The following is a 17561-nucleotide window of genomic DNA, read 5'->3' on the forward strand; positions in this document are numbered from 1 at the left end:
ACGATGGTCCAGCGGACGAAAGTGCTCGCTCACCAGCGGCTACCAGGCACCGAGTCTGCCCGATCAGCCGACCCGGTAGCTCCCATTAGCGGGCGCGGCGCTCGGCGGACTCGACGACGTTCGTCAGCAGCATCGCGCGGGTCATCGGGCCGACGCCGCCCGGGTTGGGGGCGAAGAACCCCGCGACGTCCTTGACCTCCAGGGCGACGTCACCGGCCAGCTTCCCGTCCAGGCGGGACACGCCGACGTCCAGGACGGCCGCGCCCGGCTTCACCATGTCGGCCGTGATCAGCCCGGGCACCCCGGCGGCGGCCACGACGATGTCGGCCCCGCGCACGTGGGCCGCGAGGTCATGGGTGCCGGTGTGGCAGAGGGTGACGGTGGCGTTCTCGGTGCGGCGGGTGAGCAGCAGGCCGAGGGGACGGCCCACCGTGATGCCCCGGCCGATCACCGTGACCTCGGCGCCCTTGATCGGCACGCCGTACTCCTGCAGGAGCGTCACGATGCCGCGCGGCGTGCACGGCAGCGGCGCGTCCACCATGTGGACGAGACGGCCCAGGTTGACCGGGTGCAGGCCGTCGGCGTCCTTCGAGGCGTCCATGCGCTCGATCAGCGCCTGGGTGTCGAGGTGGCGGGGCAGCGGGAGCTGCACGATGTACCCCGTGCAGGCGGGGTCGGCGTTGAGCTCGTCGATCGCGGCCTCGACGTCGGCCTGGGTGGCCGTCTCCGGGAGGTCCTTGCGGATCGAGGCGATGCCGACCTCCGCGCAGTCGCGGTGCTTGCCGGCGACGTAGATCTGGCTGCCCGGGTCCTCGCCCACCAGGATGGTGCCGAGGCCGGGCGTGACGCCTTCCGCCGCGAGCCGGGCGACCCGCTGCGCGAGGTCCGCCTTGATCTTCGCCGCGGTGGCCTTACCGTCGAGAATCTGCGCGCTCACAACTCGCCATCCTTCCATGCCGCCCCCGCGCACCACGCCCTCAGGGGTTCCGGCTCGTTCCCCGGCTCCACGCACCCGGCCGCGCGCGCACGCCCCGTCCCCCAGAGAGGTGCGGCCGGCACTGCCGAGAACTTCCGCCTGCCAAGGATAGTTTCCGGCGATGCCCGCCCCAACCTCCGCCGACCGCCGCCCCTGGTGCCGTCACGGAGGCCGGGTGATCTCGTGTGCGCGGCGCGCCCCCACCCGCTCCCGGAGAGGGACGGCCCCTTCGTTGCGGTGCTCACGGGGTTTTTGGATGCTTGAACCATGGAAAGCGTGAATCCCCCGCGAGGTCGCGAGCTGCTCATCGCTGCCAGGCACATCGCGGTCGCTCTTGGATACAACGTCGCCGACGTCACGGAACTCGCCGTCACCATGGGCAACGAAGGCCGCCGTGACTGGCCCACCGCCGACCTGCTGCTGACCGCGCTCGCCGAGCTCGCCCTGCGTGCCCCCGGCCGCCGCGAGATCGTCGGCCCCGCCCAGGCGAGGGAGACCCTCGGCGTCCCCCGCGTCCACCGTCTCGCCGGACTGCCGGACGACCCCCGGAAGTAGGGGGACGACCGGCAGGTGCGTGGATCAGTGGAAGAAGTGCCTCGTGCCGGTGAAGTACAGCGTGATGCCCGCCTTGGACGCGGCCTCGACGACCTCTTCGTCGCGGATGGACCCGCCCGGCTCGACGACCGCCTTCACCCCGGCGTCGATGAGCACCTGAAGCCCGTCCGCGAACGGGAAGTACGCGTCCGAGGCGCCCACGGAGCCCTTGGCGCGCTCCCCCGCCCGTGACACGGCGAGCCGCGCGGAGTCGACCCGGTTGACCTGGCCCATGCCGACGCCGACCGTCGCGCCGTCCGCGGCGAGCAGGATCGCGTTCGACTTCACCGACCGGCACGACTTCCACGCGAACGCGAGATCGGCCAGCACCTCGGGCGAGGCCGGGGACCCGGCCTTCAGCTCCCACGTGGACGGGTCGTCGCCGGGCGCGTCCACGCGGTCCACCGTCTGGACGAGCAGCCCGCCGTCGATGCGGCGGTACTCGGCGGCGCCCGCCGGCCCGGCGGGGCAGCGCAGCAGCCGGATGTTCTTCTTCGTCGTCAGCACCGCGAGCGCCTCGGGGCTGAACCCGGGCGCGACGACGACCTCGGTGAAAATCGGCGCGATCTGCTCGGCCAGCTCGCCGGTGACCTCGCCGTTCACGGCGATCACCCCGCCGTACGCGGACATCGGGTCGCAGGCGTGCGCCTTGCGGTGCGCCTCGGCGACGTCGGCGCCCACGGCCAGCCCGCAGGGGTTGGCGTGCTTGATGATCGCGACGGCGGGCTCGGAGAAGTCCCAGGCCGCGCGCCAGGCGGCGTCGGCGTCCACGTAGTTGTTGTACGACATCTCTTTGCCGTGCAACTGCTCGGCGCTCGCGAGTCCGTCCCCGGACGCGGTGTACAGCGCGGCGCCCTGGTGCGGGTTCTCGCCGTAGCGCAGCACGGCGCCGCGCGTCCAGGTGGCGCCCATGAACTCCGGCCAGCCGCCCTCCTCGGGCGCGTACACGTTGGCGAACCACGAGGCCACTGCCGTGTCGTACGCGGCGGTGTGCGCGTACGCCTGGGCGGCGAGGCGGCGGCGCTGCGGCTCGGTGAACCCGCCCTCCTCGACGGCCCGCAGGACGTCCCCGTACGCGCGCGGGTCCACGACGACCGCGACCGTGCCGTGGTTCTTGGCCGCCGCGCGGATCATGGCCGGGCCGCCGATGTCGATCTGCTCGACGCAGTCCTCCTCGGACGCGCCGGAGGCCACCGTCTCCTGGAAGGGGTACAGGTTGACGACGACGAGCTGGAACGGCTCGATCTCCAGCTCTTCGAGCTGCTTGACGTGGGAGGGGTTCGCCCCGTCGGCCAGCAGGCCGGCGTGCACGCGCGGGTGGAGGGTCTTGACCCGGCCGCCGAGGCACTCGGGGAAGCCCGTGAGCGACCCCACCGGGGTCACCGGCACACCGAAGGAGGCGATCTTCGAGGCCGTGCCGCCCGTGGACACGATCTCGACGCCGGCGGCGTCCAACGCCAGGGCCAGCTCCTCCAGCCCCGACTTGTCATAAACGGTGATCAACGCGCGCCGGATGGCGATGCGGGTCACTTCGTGCTCCTCCCTGTGTCCGGGTGGTCCGGCACGCCGGACGGCCCGGATGTTGCGACTGGCTCAGAGACTCTCACGCGCCCCGGCCCTTGAGCGCCTCCGTGCCCTCCCACCGTTCCGCGTCGCCGGCGGGCCGGCCGAGGCGGACGTGACGGCCGGCCATCGTCCAGCCGTACCGGGCCATGCGGCCCACGACGTCCACGAGCAGGCGGCGCTCGACGACCTTGATGCGCTCGTGCAGCGAGTTCTCGTCGTCACCATCCTCCACCGGGACGGGCTCCTGCGCGATGACCGGGCCGGTGTCCACGCCCGCGTCGACCAGATGGACCGTGCAGCCCGTGACGCGCACGCCGTACTCCAGGGCCTGCGGGACCGCGTGGGCGCCGGGGAAGGCCGGCAACAGGGCGGGGTGGGTGTTGACGACGGGGAACGCCTCCAGCACCCGGGGGCCGAGGATCTTCATGAACCCGGCGGACACGACGAGATCGGGGCCGTACGCGGCGATCCGCTCGTGCAGGGCCTCGTCCCACGCGGCGCGAGTCGGGAAATCAGGCACTTTGACCACGAAAGCGGGCAGACCTGCGCGCCGCGCGCGGGCCAGACCCTCGATGTCGTCGCGATCGGCGCCGACCGCGACGACATGGGCGCCATAGGCTTCGTCAGCGGTGGCGTCCATGATGGCCTGTAGGTTGGTCCCGGAACCGGAGACGAGGACCACGAGCCGAGCCGACAGGGCTGCACTCCTTCGGGGCGACGTTGACGGTACGGCTGTCAGCGTATAGGCCCCGCCACGCTCCCCAACGCAGAGGAGGTCAGGTGCTACCACCACCCGCCGAGACTTCGGGGGTCGAGATCGGGCGCCGGGCGCTACTGCTGTCCATCGGCGCGCTGGCGCTGACGTTCCTGATACCGGTGATGGGCCTGGCCCTCGGCGTCTTCTCCGTCGTCGTCTGCGTACGGGCCTGGCGGGCGCTCTCCCGCAAGAAGGGCTCCGTGGTCATGCCGGTGCTCGGGACGCTGGTCTCGCTGGCCTCGATCACGCTGGCGGCGTCGGTGACGTGGCTCCAGTCGTACTTCAGCACCGAGCTGAGCACCTACGCCGAGTGCATGAAGGGCGCGGGCACCTCGACGTCCCAGCAGGTCTGCGTCACCGACCTCCAACGCGGCATGGAACGCAAACTCCCCTTCATGCCCAAGGGCAGCATCCAACTCCCCTTCCCTCCCTGATCCCGCCCGGCCGGGCACGGTCCGCGCGGCTCATGATCGCGCGCGGCGCGCGAGTACGGTGGAAACCGTCCGGATGAGGCCGCCGCGCGGGACGTGGGGTTTCCCGGGCGCGAGCCGGACCGGCGGCGCGGACCTGACCTGGTACGTGTGGGATGTCGGCTCAGGCGGGCCAGGAGGCGGAGGAGCCGGTACAGTCGCGGTGCCCTGTGCCGTCCTCGGGGCGAAAGAACCGAGGCACGACCGCGTGGCCGAGACCGGAACGCCGTACGCCCGTGCATTCGAAGGAGAAGCCGTGAGCGCCTGCACCCACATCAGCTTCGTGCAAAACGTCGAGCCGCACACCGACCTCGGATGCGAGGACTGCCTGGCCACCGGAGGGCGCTGGGTCCACCTGCGCACCTGCCTGACCTGCGGGCACGTCGGCTGCTGCGACTCCTCGCCCAACCGGCACGCCTTCCACCACGCCGCCGGCGACGGCCACCCCATCGCCGAGTCGTTCGAGCCCGGCGAGGACTGGGCCTGGTGCTTCGCCGACCAGGTCCTCTTCGAGCCCTCCCCCAGCGGCAAGGGCGCCCGCGCGCACGTGTAGGCGCCGCGGACCCGCCTGTCGCGGTACCAGGCGGGCGGGCCGAGGTGTCGTGGTCCCAGGCGCGTAGGTTTGCCTGTCGCGGTACCAGGCGCGCGGGTTACCTGTCGCGGTCCCAGCCGCGTGGATCTACCGTCGCGGCCCAGGCGCGGGGGTCTACCTGTCGCGGTCCCAGGCGTAGGGGTCGACGTAGATGACGTGGCCGCCGCGGTCGTCGGATTCGTCCACGATGTCGCGGCGCGGGGGTGGGGTCTTCGCGCGGGGCGAGGTGGACGGGGCGGTGGTGGCCGAGCCGTGCTCGTCCGACCAGTCGGCGCGGATCACCGGGATGGGCCCGGTGTCGCACTCGGTGGCGTCCATCCAGTGACCGGACGGCTCGGGGGCGGGCGGCGCGGCCGGTCTGCCCCTGGCCGCCACGCTCGCGACCTTGGCGAGGGCCTCCCCCGCCCTGCGTACGGGGGCGGGCTCGGCGCGCGCCGCGTGGTACATCAGCCACCAGTTGGTCAGCCCCGCGGAGATGCCGGCGGCGACGCCGACCTCCAGCGCGACCGACAGGGCGACCTCCCAGGCGGACGGGCCCACCGCCGACAGGCGCGCGCCGCCGAGCGGACCCCCGGCGAGGGCCGCGAGCAGCGCCGCCGACAGCCCCGTGGCCAGGCCGCAGACGAACCCCCACAGCGGGGCGGACTCCAGTTGCGGGGTCGGGGCGACGCGCGCCACCACCACCCCCGCGACCGCCCCCGCGAGGAACGGCACCGCCAGCACGCTCATGATCCAGGGGGACGTGACCCCGGAGTCGGGGAGGGCGCCGAGGATCGGCAGGGCAGGCACGCCGCCGAGCTGGACGCCGGTGGGCGCCACGAGGGTGCCCGTGCCGAGGGCGAAGCCGGGGCCGCTCAGGTAGGCCATGCCCCAGACGACGAAGTTGAACAGGTACAGCACCTCGACGAGCAGCAGGAGCAGCCCGCCGACGAACCCCGGCGCCAGCACCCCCGACAGCCGGTGGATCTCGCCGAAGTTCATCACGACCGCCGTGAGGACCAGCACGAGCCCGGCGGCGAGCAGCGTCGAGAGGGCGACGGCCGTACCGGCCACGACCGACCGCGCGCGCTCGGGGAGCAGCCGCAGCATCGAGCGCCAGGGCCCGATCGTACGCGCCGTCGCCAGCGAGCCCGCCACGAAGGCCAGCAGGAAGTGGCTCAGCAGCGCCTCGCCGACGAACGGCTGCGTCACGTTGTTCTGTGCCACCAGCGCGATCACGCCCGCCAGCAGCGCGTACGGGGCCGCCAGGGAGATTCCCGCCTGGGCGATCAGGACGAGCTGGGCGCGGCGGCGGGCGTTGGCCAGGTCCTTGGGGCTGCCCTTGGGCAGACGGGCGGGCAACCTGAGACGGAGGTCGGCGTCGCGGGCCATCCAGATGGCGGCGCGGTAGAGCAGGGCGGCCGGGAGGGCCATCAGGCCGAGCGGCAGCAGGCCGACCCGCCCGTTCGGGATGGCGAAGCCCGTGTGGTGGGCGGCGAGCCAGACCTGGCAGGCCGCGCGGAAGACGCCCGGGAGCCCCTGCCCGAAGGCGCCGCGCGGGGCGGCGATCCACCCGATGAGGGTGAGCGTGGTCAGCACGGCGAGGCCGACCCCGAGCGTGGAGGCGGCGGCGAGCATCCCGGAGACGGGCAGCGGGCGGCGGGTCTCGTCGTCGTCGCCTCCGCCTCCCGTGAGGGGGAGGCGGCCGAGGACTGTGCGGGGAGCCGCCCGGAGCTGATCGAGAAGGGCCGTCACAGTAGTCGATGCTCTCAGGCCCCGGGGCACCGGCGAGCGTAAGGCGACCGCGTGTCGCCCGCTTTGTCCCGCAGACGATCACCTGTCCGGTCCAGGCGAGCACCGTACGGCGGGTCCGCGCCACGTCCCGCGCGGCGAGCCACGGCCTCCCATGCCCTGCGGAAAGCGCCGGACAACGGCCCCGGAAACGCAGAAACGCCCAGCGGGGAGCCGGGCGCTTCTGATGGTCACCGGTCGTGAACGGTGCTCCGGTGGGCGTTCAGAGGGAACGCATGACCTCACGCATGAGGCGGGCGGTCTCGCTGGGGGTCTTGCCGACGCGGACGCCGACCTTCTCCAGCGCTTCCTTCTTGGCCTGCGCCGTCCCGGCCGAGCCGGAGACGATCGCGCCGGCGTGGCCCATGGTCTTGCCCTCGGGGGCCGTGAAGCCCGCGACGTAGGCGACGACCGGCTTGGTGACGTGCTCATCGATGTAGGCCGCGGCGCGCTCCTCGGCGTCGCCGCCGATCTCGCCGATCATCACGATCGCGTCCGTGCCGGGGTCGTTCTGGAACGCCTCCAGCGCGTCGATGTGCGTGGTGCCGATCACCGGGTCGCCGCCGATGCCGACGGCCGTCGAGAAGCCGATGTCGCGCAGCTCGTACATGAGCTGGTAGGTCAGCGTGCCCGACTTGCTCACCAGGCCGATGCGGCCCGCCGAGGTGATGTCGGCCGGGATGATGCCGGCGTTGGAGGCGCCGGGCGAGGCGATGCCGGGGCAGTTCGGGCCGATGATGCGGGTCTTGGCACCCTTGGAGATGCTGTAGGCCCAGAACTCGGTGGTGTCGTGCACGGGCACGCCCTCGGTGATGACCACGGCGAGCGGGATCTCGGCGTCGATCGCCTCGATGACGGCGGCCTTGGTGAACGCCGGAGGCACGAAGATCACGCTGACGTCGGCGCCCGTGCCGGCCATGGCCTCGGCCACGGTGGCGAAGACGGGCAGGCCCACGCCGTCGAAGTCGACGGTGGTGCCGGCCTTGCGGGGGTTCGTCCCGCCGACGACCTTGGCACCGGCCTTGAGCATGCGACGGGTGTGCTTCGACCCCTCGGAGCCCGTGATGCCCTGGACGATGATCTTGCTGTTCTCGGTCAGCCAGATTGCCATTACGCACCTACCGCTGCGAGCTCGGCGGCCCGCTTGGCCGCGTCGTCCATCGTGTCCACCAGTTCGACGCGGGAGAGGCCCGCGTCGGACAGAATCTGCCGCCCGAGGGTGGCGTTGTTGCCGTCCAGCCGGACGACCAGCGGGTGCGTTACGGCCTCGCCGCGGTCGGAGAGCAGCTTGAACGCCGAGATGATGCCGTTGGCGACGGCGTCGCAGGCGGTGATGCCGCCGAAGACGTTGACGAACACCGACTTCACGCTCGGGTCCGACAGGACGATCTCCAGGCCGTTGGCCATGACCTCGGCCGAGGCGCCGCCGCCGATGTCGAGGAAGTTCGCGGGCCGCTGGCCGCCGTACTGCTCGCCGGCGTAGGCCACGACGTCCAGCGTCGACATGACCAGGCCCGCGCCGTTGCCGATGATGCCGACCGACCCGTCGAGCTTGACGTAGTTGAGGTCCTTCTCCTTGGCCCGGGCCTCGAGCGGGTCCTCGGCGGCCTTGTCGGCGAACGCCGCGTGCTCGGTCTGGCGGAAGGAGGCGTTGTCGTCCAGGGTGACCTTGCCGTCGAGGGCCTTCACCTGGCCGTCCTGCGTGAGGATCAGCGGGTTGACCTCGACGAGCGTGGCGTCCTCGTCGACGAAGACGGCCCACAGCTTCTCGATGATCTGGGCGGCGCCGTCCAGCGCGGCCTCCGGCAGGCCGCCGGCCTGGGCGATCTCGCGGCCGCGCGCGCGGTCGACGCCGGTCAGCGGGGAGACCGGGATCTGGGCGACCTTGTCGGGCGCGGTGTGGGCGACCTCTTCGATGTCCATGCCGCCCGAGGCGGAGCAGATGGCGAGGAAGGTGCGGTTCGCGCGGTCGAGCAGGAAGGAGAAGTAGTACTCCTCTGCGATCGCGCTGGCTTCTTCGACGAGGACCTTGTGAACGGTGTGGCCCTTGATGTCCATGCCGAGGATGCCGGTGGCCTTCTGCTCGGCATCGGCGACGTCGTCGGCGACCTTGACGCCACCCGCCTTGCCACGGCCCCCGGTCTTGACCTGGGCCTTGACGACGACGCGACCGGTCAGCTGCGCTGCCGCCGCCCGCGCTTCCTCCACGGTGTGCGCGACGATGCCGCGCGGCACCGGGATGCCATACTCCGCGAAGAGCTCCTTCGCCTGATGTTCGAACAGGTCCACGAGGGTCCGTCCTTGCTAGTCCGGCTGACTTCTTCTCTACGTTGAGGACCAGACCCCGGGGACCCGCGCTCTGCCGCTCTGCCGGGAAGCCTGGCCTCAGAAGCCTAGCCGCCACCGGGATGTGGGGCGCCCTCCGGGGGGCCTTTACCCCCTCGACTCATGTAATGCGATACGGCAAATTTTCCTAAATTTCGCCAAACCGGGTTGATGACGGCCGCGTCCCGCCCGGTCCGTGGTCCGAGGACGACGCCGTCGGACGCTGATCGCCGGACCGCTCCCCCTCCTCGCGAGGCCGCCACCGCCTGGCCCGTCCCCGGGTCGCCGCCCTGCTCCCGACCTGGTGCCCGCCCTCCCGCCCGCCCTGGTCGTCGGCCTGGTCGTCGGCCGGTGAGGTCGTCGCGTCACGATGGGCGATTCGCACATGCCTATATTTCGCCCGGTGGTCGTCATTTCGTCTAAAACACGTCTATATCAGGGATTCCGTGATATCTACATGATCTCGACTGGCGAGAACGCCGGGACCCTCCACCACGGGACAGGGTCATACAACAGGAGGAACCCCTCAATGAGGCGAATGATCGCCCTAACCGCGGTCGCCGTGGCCGCGCCCGCGCTCGCACTGACCGTGCCCACCACAGCGCACGCCACCCCCAGCACCACCACAGTGAAGTCCGCCCTCGCGCCGGCCGGCCCGGTCGACGCCCTGCGGCAGCAGTTCGCCACGAAGGGCTCCGTCCGGATCAGCGAGGACGTACGGATGGCGTTCGACGGAAAAGTCGACCTGCGCTCCCGCATCGAGGGCGTCGTGCGCTTCGGGAAGGCCGGCCCCGACGCCGTCGACCTCAAGATGACGGGCAAGGCGGGCAAGACCGTCGACCGGATGCAGGTCATCACGGTCGGCGGGAAGACGTACATGAAGAGCCCGATGTACGACGACATTCTGCCGGCGGGACGGAGCTGGGTGCGCACGACCGGCGGCGTGTCCACCACCAGCGCCAGCACGATCGACATCCTGCAGCCGAAGATCCTGAAGGCGGTGCTCGCGCACACCACGAGCAAGGCCCCGGGCGGCACGATCGACGGCGCGCGCACCGTCCTGCTGCGCGGTTCGATCAAGCTGAGCGACCTGGCCAAGGCGTCGCCGGACGTCGCCCCGCTCGCCAAGATGTTCAAGACGGGCAAGACCATCAGCCTGCCCTGGAAGCTGTGGGTGGGCGCCGACCAACTGCCGCGGCGGTTCCAGTCGACGTTCACGCTCTCGGGCGGGGACGTGATGGGCGACATGTCGACCGCCACCGACACCCGCTTCACCGCGTGGGGCGCGAAGGTCGTCATCAAGGCTCCCCCGGCCGACCTGGTCGTCGACGAGAAGGACCTGACCGAGGAGCTTCCGGAGCTGCCCAACTTCTCGACCAAGGTCCCCGGACTCGCCTCCCGTGAGGGCTGACCTGGGAGCTGACCGCCCGCGCCCCGGCCGTCCGGCGAAGGACCACCGCTCCCTGCGGTGGATCACCGTGACGGCCGTGGTCGCGGCCGCCCTGGCCGTCCCCACGGCCGCGACGGCGAGCACGCAGGCGGCTCCGGCCACGCCGGTCGGCACCCTCGCCCGGCTCCTGGCCAAGGGCTCGAGCGTCAAGGTCACCAGCCGGTACGCCACCACGTCGAAGGGCACGACGGACGACTGGAGGGAGACCGGCGCGCTGCGGCTCGGCCGCTCCGGCGTCGTCGCCTCCGACCTGACCGGCCGGTACGTGAACTTCTCCGAACGCAACCGGGCCGAGGAGCAGGCGAAGCCCCGGCGGTACGTCACCTTCCCGAAGGTGGAGTACGGGTCGGGTCCTCTCTGGGAGCCGTACCTGCCCATGGGGAAGACGTGGGTGCGCTTCACCGGCAAGGACGCCGCCGCGCCCGGCCTGGCGACCCTCGTCGACATCTTCGAACCGGGGGTGTACCAGGGGCTGCTCGCCACGACCTCGGTCAAGCGGGACGGCGGCAAGGTCGGCGGGGCCCCGACGACCCTCTACGAAGGCGCCATCCCCTTCGGCAAGCTGTACGCGCTGGCACCGTCGCTGCACACGCCCTATTGGAAGCCCGACCGGGCCAGTGCCAAGGTCAAGGTGCGGTGGAAGCTGTGGCTGGGCAAGGACAAGCTGGCGCGGCGCCTCGTCACCACGTACACGCTGGACAAGGGCTTCCAATTCGCCTGGAAGAACGTGGTCGACACGAGCTTCTCGTCGTGGGGGGCGAAGGTCGCCATCACCGCGCCGCCCGCCGATGATGTGGTCGACTACGACGACCTTGGGCCCGACGTGCCGCAGGACCTGATCACGATGGTCCCCAGCGCGGCCTCCCGCAAGCGCTGACGGCACGGGGATCGACCAGACGCGCATGGCGTAGAGGCCCGGTGAGCAAGCTCACCGGGCCTCTACGTCGCACGGACCGTCGCCACGGCCCTTGACCGGCTCGGCTCAGAGCTTTTCGATCGGCGCGTACGCCAGCAACAGCGTCTTCTCGTCGCCGGAGCCAAAGTCGATCTTGACCCGGGTCTTCTCGGCCGCCCCCTCGACCGCCACGACGGTGCCAAGACCGAACGTGTCGTGGGTGACCCGGTCGCCGGGGCTGAGGCTGGGGATCACCCGCCCGCCGGTCTTCGCGGGCGCGGCCGGCCTGCGGGACTCGCGGACGGTGGCCGCGGCCCACGCGGTCTTCTTCGGATCGCTACGCCAGTCCAGCAGGTCGGACGGGACCTCGGCCAGGAACCGGGAGGCGGGGTTGAACGCGGGAGACCCCCACGAGCTGCGCACGGCCGCGCGCGAGACGTACAGCCGCTGCTGGGCGCGGGTGATGCCGACGTAGGCGAGGCGGCGCTCTTCCTCCAGCTCGCGGGGCTCGCCCAGGGAGCGCATGTGGGGGAAGACGCCGTCTTCCAGGCCGGTGAGGAAGACGACCGGGAACTCCAGGCCCTTGGCGGTGTGCAGCGTCATCAGCGTGACGACGCCCTGGTGGTCCTCGCCTTCGGGGATCTGGTCGGCGTCGGCGACCAGCGAGACCTGCTCCAGGAAGTCGACCAGCGTGCCCTCGGGGTTGGCCTCCTCGAACTCCTGGGCCACGGAGATCAGCTCGTTGAGGTTCTCCAGCCTGCTCTCGTCCTGGGGGTCGCCCGAGGTCTCCAGCTCGGTGCGGTAGCCCGTACTGGTCAGGACCTCCTCGGCGAGCTCGGACAGCGGGAGCTCCTTGCCGCGCAGGTCTTCGAGCAGCGCGACGAACTCCTTGATCGCGTTCAGCGAGCGCGTGGCGAGGCCGTGGGCCTCGTCGGCGCGGCGCAGCCCCTCCCAGAAGCTGACACGCTCGCGCAGCGCGAACGCCTCGATCATGGCCTCCGCGCGGTCGCCGATGCCGCGCTTGGGGACGTTGATCACGCGCCGCAGCGAGACGGTGTCGTTGGGGTTGGCGAGGACCCGCAGGTAGGCCAGCAGGTCGCGGACCTCCTTGCGCTCGTAGAAGCGCACGCCGCCGACGACCTTGTACGGCAGGCCGGTGCGGATGAAGATCTCTTCGAAGACGCGGGAGGCGGCGTTGGTGCGGTAGAAGACGGCGACCTGGCCGGGCGTGACGCCCTCGTCGTCGGCGAGGCGGTCGACCTCCTGCGCGACGAACATGGCCTCGTCGTGCTCGTTGTCGGCGACGTAGCCGATGATCTTGGGCCCGGCGCCCTGGTCGGACCAGAGGTTCTTCGGCTTGCGGCCCTCGTTGCGCGCGATCACCGCGTTGGCGGCCGACAGGATGGTCTGGGTGGAGCGGTAGTTCTGCTCCAGCAGGATCGTGCGGGCCTGGGGGTAGTCGCGCTCGAACTCCAGGATGTTGCGGATGGTCGCGCCGCGGAAAGCGTAGATCGACTGGTCGGCGTCGCCCACCACGCACAGCTCGGCGGGCTCCACGGCGCCCTCGCGGCCCTCGCGGACGGGCTCGCCGTCGGCGGTGCGGGCCTCGGCCATGCCCACCAGCTCTCTGATCAGCATGTACTGGGCGTGGTTGGTGTCCTGGTACTCGTCGACCATGACGTGGCGGAAGCGGCGGCGGTAGTGCTCCGCGACGTCGGGGAAGAGCTGGAACAGCGTGACCGTCAGCATGATCAGGTCGTCGAAGTCCATCGCGTCGGCCTCGGTGAGCCGGCGCTGGTAGGCGCGGTACGCCTCGGCGAGCGTGCGCTCCAGGTGGGTCTGCGCCTTGTCCTTGGCCGTGTCGTAGTCGACCAGCTCGTTCTTGAGGTTGCTGACCTGCCCGGAGAACGAGCGCGGCGGGTAGCGCTTGGGATCGAGGTCGAGCTCGCGGCAGACCATCGCCATCAGCCGCTGCGAGTCGGCCTGGTCGTAGATCGAGAAGCTGGACGAGAACCCGAGCCGCTTGGCCTCGCGGCGCAGGATGCGCACGCAGGCGCTGTGGAACGTCATCACCCACATCGCCTTGGACCGCGGGCCGATGAGGCGGTCGACCCGCTCCTTCATCTCTTTGGCGGCCTTGTTGGTGAAGGTGATCGCGAGGATCTCCTGAGGCTGCACATGCCGCTCGGACAGCAGATAGGCGATGCGGTGGGTGAGCACCCGCGTCTTCCCCGAGCCCGCACCCGCGACGATCAGCAGAGGGGCCCCCTCATGGACGACGGCGTCACGCTGCTGCGGGTTGAGACCGTCGAGCAGGGGGTGGTCTACGGCGGGATTCGCGGCTCGGGTGGACACCCCACTAGATTATGGCGCTCCACCGACAACAGACGCCGCTTCGGCGACCCCTGCCGCCCCTGATTCACCACCGGATCGGCTCGATAGTGCCTGCGCTCATGCGAGACGCTGGAAATATCGGGTTGATGCCGTTTGTGACCGGCGTAGCGAACGTAGGAGGATCATCGTGACCGCACTTGACGATGCCGAGGTCAGCACCGTTCTCGTGGTGACCGCTCACCCCGACGACGTGGACTTCGGCGCTGCCGGGACGGTGGCCACGTTCACCGACAAGGGGATCCGCGTCGTGTACTGCGTGGTGACCGACGGCGACGCGGGCGGCTTCGACCGCGAGCTGGACAACGGCGGCATGGCCGAACTGCGGCGCGCCGAGCAGACGGAGGCCGCCAAGCGGGTGGGCGTCAGCGATCTGCGGTTCCTCGGCTACCACGACGGCACCGTCGAGCAGACCCTGGGCCTGCGCCGCGACATCGCGCGGGTGATCCGCCAGGTGCGTCCCGACCGGGTGATCACCTCGAGCCCCGAACGCAACTACGCCCGGATCCAGCCGAGCCACCCCGACCACCGCGCCGTCGGCGGCGCCACGCTGGACGCGGTCTACCCCGACGCGCGCAACCCGTACGCCTTCCCCGAACTGCTGAACGACGAGGGCCTGGAGGCGTGGTCGGTCAAGGAGGTGTGGCTGACGGGCGGGCAGAACGGCGACCACTACGTCGACATCACCGAGACCGTCGACCGCAAGATCGCCGCCCTGCGGGCGCACGTCAGCCAGACCGCGCACGTCGCCGACGGCATCGAGCAGTTCGTCCGGGGCTTCCTGGCGGCCAACGCCAAGGCGGCGGGCCTTCCCGAGGGCCGCTACGCCGAGGGCTTCCTGGTCGTCCCCACCGGCTGACCTGTTCGGGGCGCGGCGGTGTTCTGGAGGAGGAGGGAGGAAGGGGTGAGGAACGAGCCCCTTCCGAGTGACGACGGAAGAACGCCGCCTAAAAGAGCGCCCCGGACCGCCGTGCCGGAGGCGCGGCAATAGGCACAGCCGCCCCGGCGCGGGCGAGCCGGCGCGCGGCCCGTCCGGCGACGTACCCCAGCGTGTTGGTGGCCAGGTGCAGCAGCGCCGGCGCGAGCAGTCCGCCGCGCCGGCGCAACTCGTGGAACGCCACCCCGGCCAGGCCCGTGGCGGCGACCGACCCGGCGACGACGCGGACCGCCCCCGCTCCCTGCCGCGCGGAACCCGCCTCAGACCCCACGGAACCCGCCCCGGGCCGCGCGGAACCCGCCTCGCCCGAGGCGAGCCGGCCGAGGGAGGGGTTGGCGGACGCCATGTCCAGCGAGGGCAGGACGTGCCACAGCCCGAACAGCGCCGAGGCGCCCGCGACGGACGCCACCGGGCCGCAGACGCGGCGCAGCGCGGCGGGCAGCACCCCGCGGAACGCGACCTCCTCCAGCAGGACGGTGCCCAGCGGCACCTGGACCAGGACCTCCTCGGCCAGGCGGGCCCGGGAGAGCCGCAGCGCGCGCTCGTCCAGGAACAGGGGGCGGGTACGCGGGGTCAGGACCCCGGCCGTGTAGACGACGGCGACGGCGGCGGCCAGCACGCCGCCGATCTTCGCGCCCCGGGTGGGGTCGGTGAAGCCCATCTCCTGCCAGGTGAGGCCCGCGCGCCGGGCCAGCGCCACCAGCGTGCCCGCGGCCACGGCCGAGGTCAGGGGCGCCAGGCGCCGCGCGACCCGGTTGTTCAGCACGTTGGCCGCCACCAGCACACCCACACCCGGCACCACGACCCGCGCGAAGGCGGAATCGGTCTTGAGGGCGGGCGTGAGCCGGGCGCCGGTCTCCAGGCGCGGCGCGAGGACGCTGAGAAGGTCAGCGGGCATGACGCGGGCACCGGTCTCCAGGCGCGGGGCGGCGACGCGCCCGAGAAGGGAATCGGTCACGAGGCTCGCCGGCCCCAGCCCGGGGGGAAGCGCAGGCTGCGGCGCTCGGCCGTGGTCAGGCCGCCCCAGATGCCCTCGCGCTCGCCCGCGCGCACGGCGTAGGCCCGGCATTCGAGGATGACCGGGCACGAGGCGCACACGGCCTTGGCCTTCGCCTCCTGCTCGGGGAACGGCGCGTCGGGGAAGAACAGCTCGGGATCGGCCGCCCGGCACGCCCCTCTGCTCGCCCAGCCCGCCTCGCGAGCGGCCCGCGTATCCATGAACCACCTCCCGGCCCGCGCGGCCCCCGCTGGTGGCCCCCGCGTGCGTCGTCTCCCCTGCCGACCCCCTTGGCCCCCGGGTGCGGGGCCGCCTGCCAGACCGCCAGACTACGGGCCCGCCGGGCGCGGCACATCCGTCCTCAGGATTAGCCGGTCCGCGCCGCCAGGAGTAGCCGGGCCCGGTCGCGGCTCACCGTCGCGGTGTAGGCCGGGCACACTTCAGCACGCGTCAACGCCGTTGTTGAAGCCGTTGGCGAAGGACTGCTGCCGCTGGGCGGGGGTGCCGTGGGCGTCGGGCCGCAGCCACTCGTCGGTCGGGTCGCCCGCGGCGGCGAGGTTGGCGAGCAGTTCCTCGTCGTCGCCCGGCTCGGCCTCGATCTGCCCGGCGTCGATCATGCCGGACAGCGCGCCCCCGGCGTAGCAGTCGGCCTGGAGCTCGCGCTGGACGTTGAGGGTGAAGTCGCTCATGAGCTGAGCCTGGACGGCGTGTCCCAGCTCGTGCGGGATGATCACGTACACCGCGCCGTCGCCGCCGTTCTCGTACAGCTTGCGCATCCACGCCTCGTCGTAGGCGACGAAGTGCCCGAGCGGGCAGTAGAAGGCGTTCTCGGGCACGGCCGGCTGGTCACCGCAGGCCGGGCCGCCCTCACCGGAGTACGCCTCGAAGGCCTCGATCGGCCGGTAGACGCGGCCCGCGGCCTCGAACCTCCCCTGCCAGAACCGCTCGGTGAGGGTGCGCGCGAGCTGCACGTCCTCCTCGAAGTTCTGCCCGAAGGAGCTGCTCGGCGAGGAGGACGCGGGGGCGGGCTCGGCGTCCCCGCCGGGGCCGGATTCCTGGACGGCGGAGCCGCAGCCCGAGGCGAGCAGCGCGGCCAGAAATAACGGGAGAAACGGGAGGAGGGTGCGGTGCTTCACATATCCCATCCTGGCGGACCCGCCACGCCCGCGCGCCGGACTCACACGAGACTTACACGAGACGCCGCGCCGTAGCCCAGCGAGACAGCTCGTGGCGGTTGGAGAGCTGAAGTTTGCGCAGGACGGACGAGACGTGGGTCTCGACCGTCTTCACCGAGATGAAGAGTTCCTTGGCGATCTCCTTGTAGGCGTACCCCCGGGCGATCAGCCGCAGCACCTCCCGCTCACGCGAGGTCAGCGAGTCCAGCTCGGGGTCGATCGACGGCGCCTCGGTCGAGGCGAAAGCGTCCAGCACGAACCCGGCCAGCCGCGGCGAGAACACCGCGTCGCCCTCCGAGACCCGGACGATCGCGTCGGTCAGCTCCCTGCCGCTGATCGTCTTGGTGACGTAGCCACGCGCGCCGCCGCGGATCACCCCGATGACGTCCTCGGCGGCGTCGGACACCGACAGCGCGAGGAAACGGACCTGCGCCCCCGAGCCGAGCACCCGGCGCAGGACCTCCTGGCCGCCGCCCCCGGGCATGTGGACGTCGAGCAGGACCACGTCGGGCTTGAGGGATTCGATGGCGACGACGGCCGACTCGACGTCCTCGGCCTCGCCGACCACCTCGATCTGCGGGCCCAGCTCGGCGCGCACGCCGGACCGGAAGAGCCGGTGGTCGTCCACGATCAGTACCTTGACCATCGTCACAGCTCCCTCGCACA

At 71.6% G+C, this 17561-nt stretch carries 17 protein-coding genes; 6 read left to right on the forward strand and 11 right to left on the reverse strand.

Annotation, left to right across the window (positions count from 1 at the left end):
- Positions 1-85 precede the first annotated feature (85 nt).
- On the reverse strand, positions 86-937 hold the full coding sequence (locus AB0H21_RS32155; protein WP_358524236.1) for a bifunctional methylenetetrahydrofolate dehydrogenase/methenyltetrahydrofolate cyclohydrolase: 852 nt from the start codon (positions 935-937) through the stop codon (positions 86-88).
- A 306-nt stretch (positions 938-1243) separates the two neighbouring features.
- On the opposite strand from AB0H21_RS32155, the gene AB0H21_RS32160 reads away from it, so the two are divergent.
- Positions 1244-1531, forward strand: coding sequence for a hypothetical protein (locus tag AB0H21_RS32160; RefSeq protein ID WP_358524238.1), 288 nt, complete (start codon positions 1244-1246; stop codon positions 1529-1531).
- A 24-nt stretch (positions 1532-1555) separates the two neighbouring features.
- Here the strand turns inward: AB0H21_RS32160 and purH are convergent, their stop codons facing one another.
- Both purH and purN read right to left on the reverse strand, forming a co-directional pair.
- Complete coding sequence (gene purH / locus AB0H21_RS32165) at positions 1556-3100, reverse strand: bifunctional phosphoribosylaminoimidazolecarboxamide formyltransferase/IMP cyclohydrolase (RefSeq protein WP_358524241.1); 1545 nt, start codon at positions 3098-3100, stop codon at positions 1556-1558.
- A gap of 73 nt (positions 3101-3173) precedes the next feature.
- On the reverse strand, positions 3174-3833 hold the full coding sequence (purN, locus tag AB0H21_RS32170) for a phosphoribosylglycinamide formyltransferase (RefSeq protein ID WP_358524584.1): 660 nt from the start codon (positions 3831-3833) through the stop codon (positions 3174-3176).
- 83 nt (positions 3834-3916) lie between these two features.
- Between purN and AB0H21_RS32175 the strand changes: the two genes are divergently transcribed.
- Positions 3917-4327 (forward strand): hypothetical protein, encoded by a 411-nt coding sequence (locus tag AB0H21_RS32175; protein WP_358524244.1) that lies wholly within the window; start codon positions 3917-3919, stop codon positions 4325-4327.
- Positions 4328-4619: 292 nt separating this feature from the next.
- Positions 4620-4916, forward strand: a complete 297-nt coding sequence (locus AB0H21_RS32180) for a UBP-type zinc finger domain-containing protein (RefSeq protein WP_358524246.1) — start codon at positions 4620-4622, stop codon at positions 4914-4916.
- Between the two features lie 153 nt (positions 4917-5069).
- Here AB0H21_RS32180 and AB0H21_RS32185 read toward each other — a convergent pair whose 3' ends face one another.
- The 3 genes from AB0H21_RS32185 to sucC form a co-directional block, all read right to left on the reverse strand.
- Positions 5070-6689 (reverse strand): DUF6350 family protein, encoded by a 1620-nt coding sequence (locus AB0H21_RS32185; RefSeq protein ID WP_358524248.1) that lies wholly within the window; start codon positions 6687-6689, stop codon positions 5070-5072.
- A gap of 259 nt (positions 6690-6948) precedes the next feature.
- Complete coding sequence (sucD, locus tag AB0H21_RS32190; RefSeq protein ID WP_358524251.1) at positions 6949-7836, reverse strand: succinate--CoA ligase subunit alpha; 888 nt, start codon at positions 7834-7836, stop codon at positions 6949-6951.
- Positions 7836-9014 (reverse strand): ADP-forming succinate--CoA ligase subunit beta, encoded by a 1179-nt coding sequence (gene sucC, locus AB0H21_RS32195; RefSeq protein WP_358524253.1) that lies wholly within the window; start codon positions 9012-9014, stop codon positions 7836-7838. The genes sucD and sucC overlap by 1 nt, the downstream gene beginning before the upstream one ends.
- A gap of 574 nt (positions 9015-9588) precedes the next feature.
- Between sucC and AB0H21_RS32200 the strand changes: the two genes are divergently transcribed.
- Together AB0H21_RS32200 and AB0H21_RS32205 are read left to right on the forward strand one after the other, a co-directional pair.
- Positions 9589-10461: a hypothetical protein gene (locus AB0H21_RS32200; RefSeq protein ID WP_358524256.1), complete on the forward strand. Its 873-nt coding sequence runs from the start codon at positions 9589-9591 to the stop codon at positions 10459-10461.
- Positions 10451-11377, forward strand: a complete 927-nt coding sequence (locus AB0H21_RS32205) for a hypothetical protein (RefSeq protein ID WP_358524259.1) — start codon at positions 10451-10453, stop codon at positions 11375-11377. The genes AB0H21_RS32200 and AB0H21_RS32205 overlap by 11 nt, the downstream gene beginning before the upstream one ends.
- 105 nt (positions 11378-11482) lie before the next feature.
- On the opposite strand, the gene pcrA is transcribed toward AB0H21_RS32205, so the two are convergent.
- Positions 11483-13711, reverse strand: a complete 2229-nt coding sequence (gene pcrA, locus AB0H21_RS32210) for a DNA helicase PcrA (RefSeq protein WP_358524587.1) — start codon at positions 13709-13711, stop codon at positions 11483-11485.
- Positions 13712-13913: 202 nt separating this feature from the next.
- Between pcrA and AB0H21_RS32215 the strand changes: the two genes are divergently transcribed.
- Positions 13914-14645 carry a PIG-L deacetylase family protein gene (locus tag AB0H21_RS32215; protein ID WP_358524590.1) on the forward strand — a complete coding sequence of 244 codons (732 nt, stop codon included), beginning with the start codon at positions 13914-13916 and terminating at the stop codon, positions 14643-14645.
- 88 nt (positions 14646-14733) lie between these two features.
- Here AB0H21_RS32215 and AB0H21_RS32220 read toward each other — a convergent pair whose 3' ends face one another.
- From AB0H21_RS32220 to AB0H21_RS32235, 4 genes are all read right to left on the reverse strand, one after another.
- Positions 14734-15681, reverse strand: coding sequence for a CPBP family intramembrane glutamic endopeptidase (locus tag AB0H21_RS32220; RefSeq protein WP_358524262.1), 948 nt, complete (start codon positions 15679-15681; stop codon positions 14734-14736).
- A complete protein-coding gene (locus AB0H21_RS32225; RefSeq protein ID WP_358524264.1) occupies positions 15678-15941 on the reverse strand; it encodes a WhiB family transcriptional regulator in 264 nt (87 codons plus the stop codon). The genes AB0H21_RS32220 and AB0H21_RS32225 overlap by 4 nt, the downstream gene beginning before the upstream one ends.
- Positions 15942-16160: 219 nt before the next feature.
- On the reverse strand, positions 16161-16901 hold the full coding sequence (locus AB0H21_RS32230) for a neutral zinc metallopeptidase (protein ID WP_358524267.1): 741 nt from the start codon (positions 16899-16901) through the stop codon (positions 16161-16163).
- Between the two features lie 7 nt (positions 16902-16908).
- Positions 16909-17541 carry a response regulator transcription factor gene (locus tag AB0H21_RS32235; RefSeq protein WP_358524269.1) on the reverse strand — a complete coding sequence of 211 codons (633 nt, stop codon included), beginning with the start codon at positions 17539-17541 and terminating at the stop codon, positions 16909-16911.
- Between the last annotated feature and the right edge of the window lie 20 nt (positions 17542-17561).

Origin of the sequence: Sphaerisporangium sp. NPDC051011 (genome assembly GCF_040653595.1) — a bacterium.
GTDB lineage: Bacteria > Actinomycetota > Actinomycetes > Streptosporangiales > Streptosporangiaceae > Sphaerisporangium.

Coding starts and splice junctions, on each gene's coding strand:
- AB0H21_RS32160 (WP_358524238.1), top strand. CDS start 1,244: ATGGAAAGCGTGAATCCCCCGCGAGGTCGCGAGCTGCTCATCGCTGCC.
- sucD (WP_358524251.1), bottom strand. CDS start 7,836: ATGGCAATCTGGCTGACCGAGAACAGCAAGATCATCGTCCAGGGCATC.
- AB0H21_RS32200 (WP_358524256.1), top strand. CDS start 9,589: ATGATCGCCCTAACCGCGGTCGCCGTGGCCGCGCCCGCGCTCGCACTG.
- AB0H21_RS32225 (WP_358524264.1), bottom strand. CDS start 15,941: ATGGATACGCGGGCCGCTCGCGAGGCGGGCTGGGCGAGCAGAGGGGCG.
- AB0H21_RS32235 (WP_358524269.1), bottom strand. CDS start 17,541: ATGGTCAAGGTACTGATCGTGGACGACCACCGGCTCTTCCGGTCCGGC.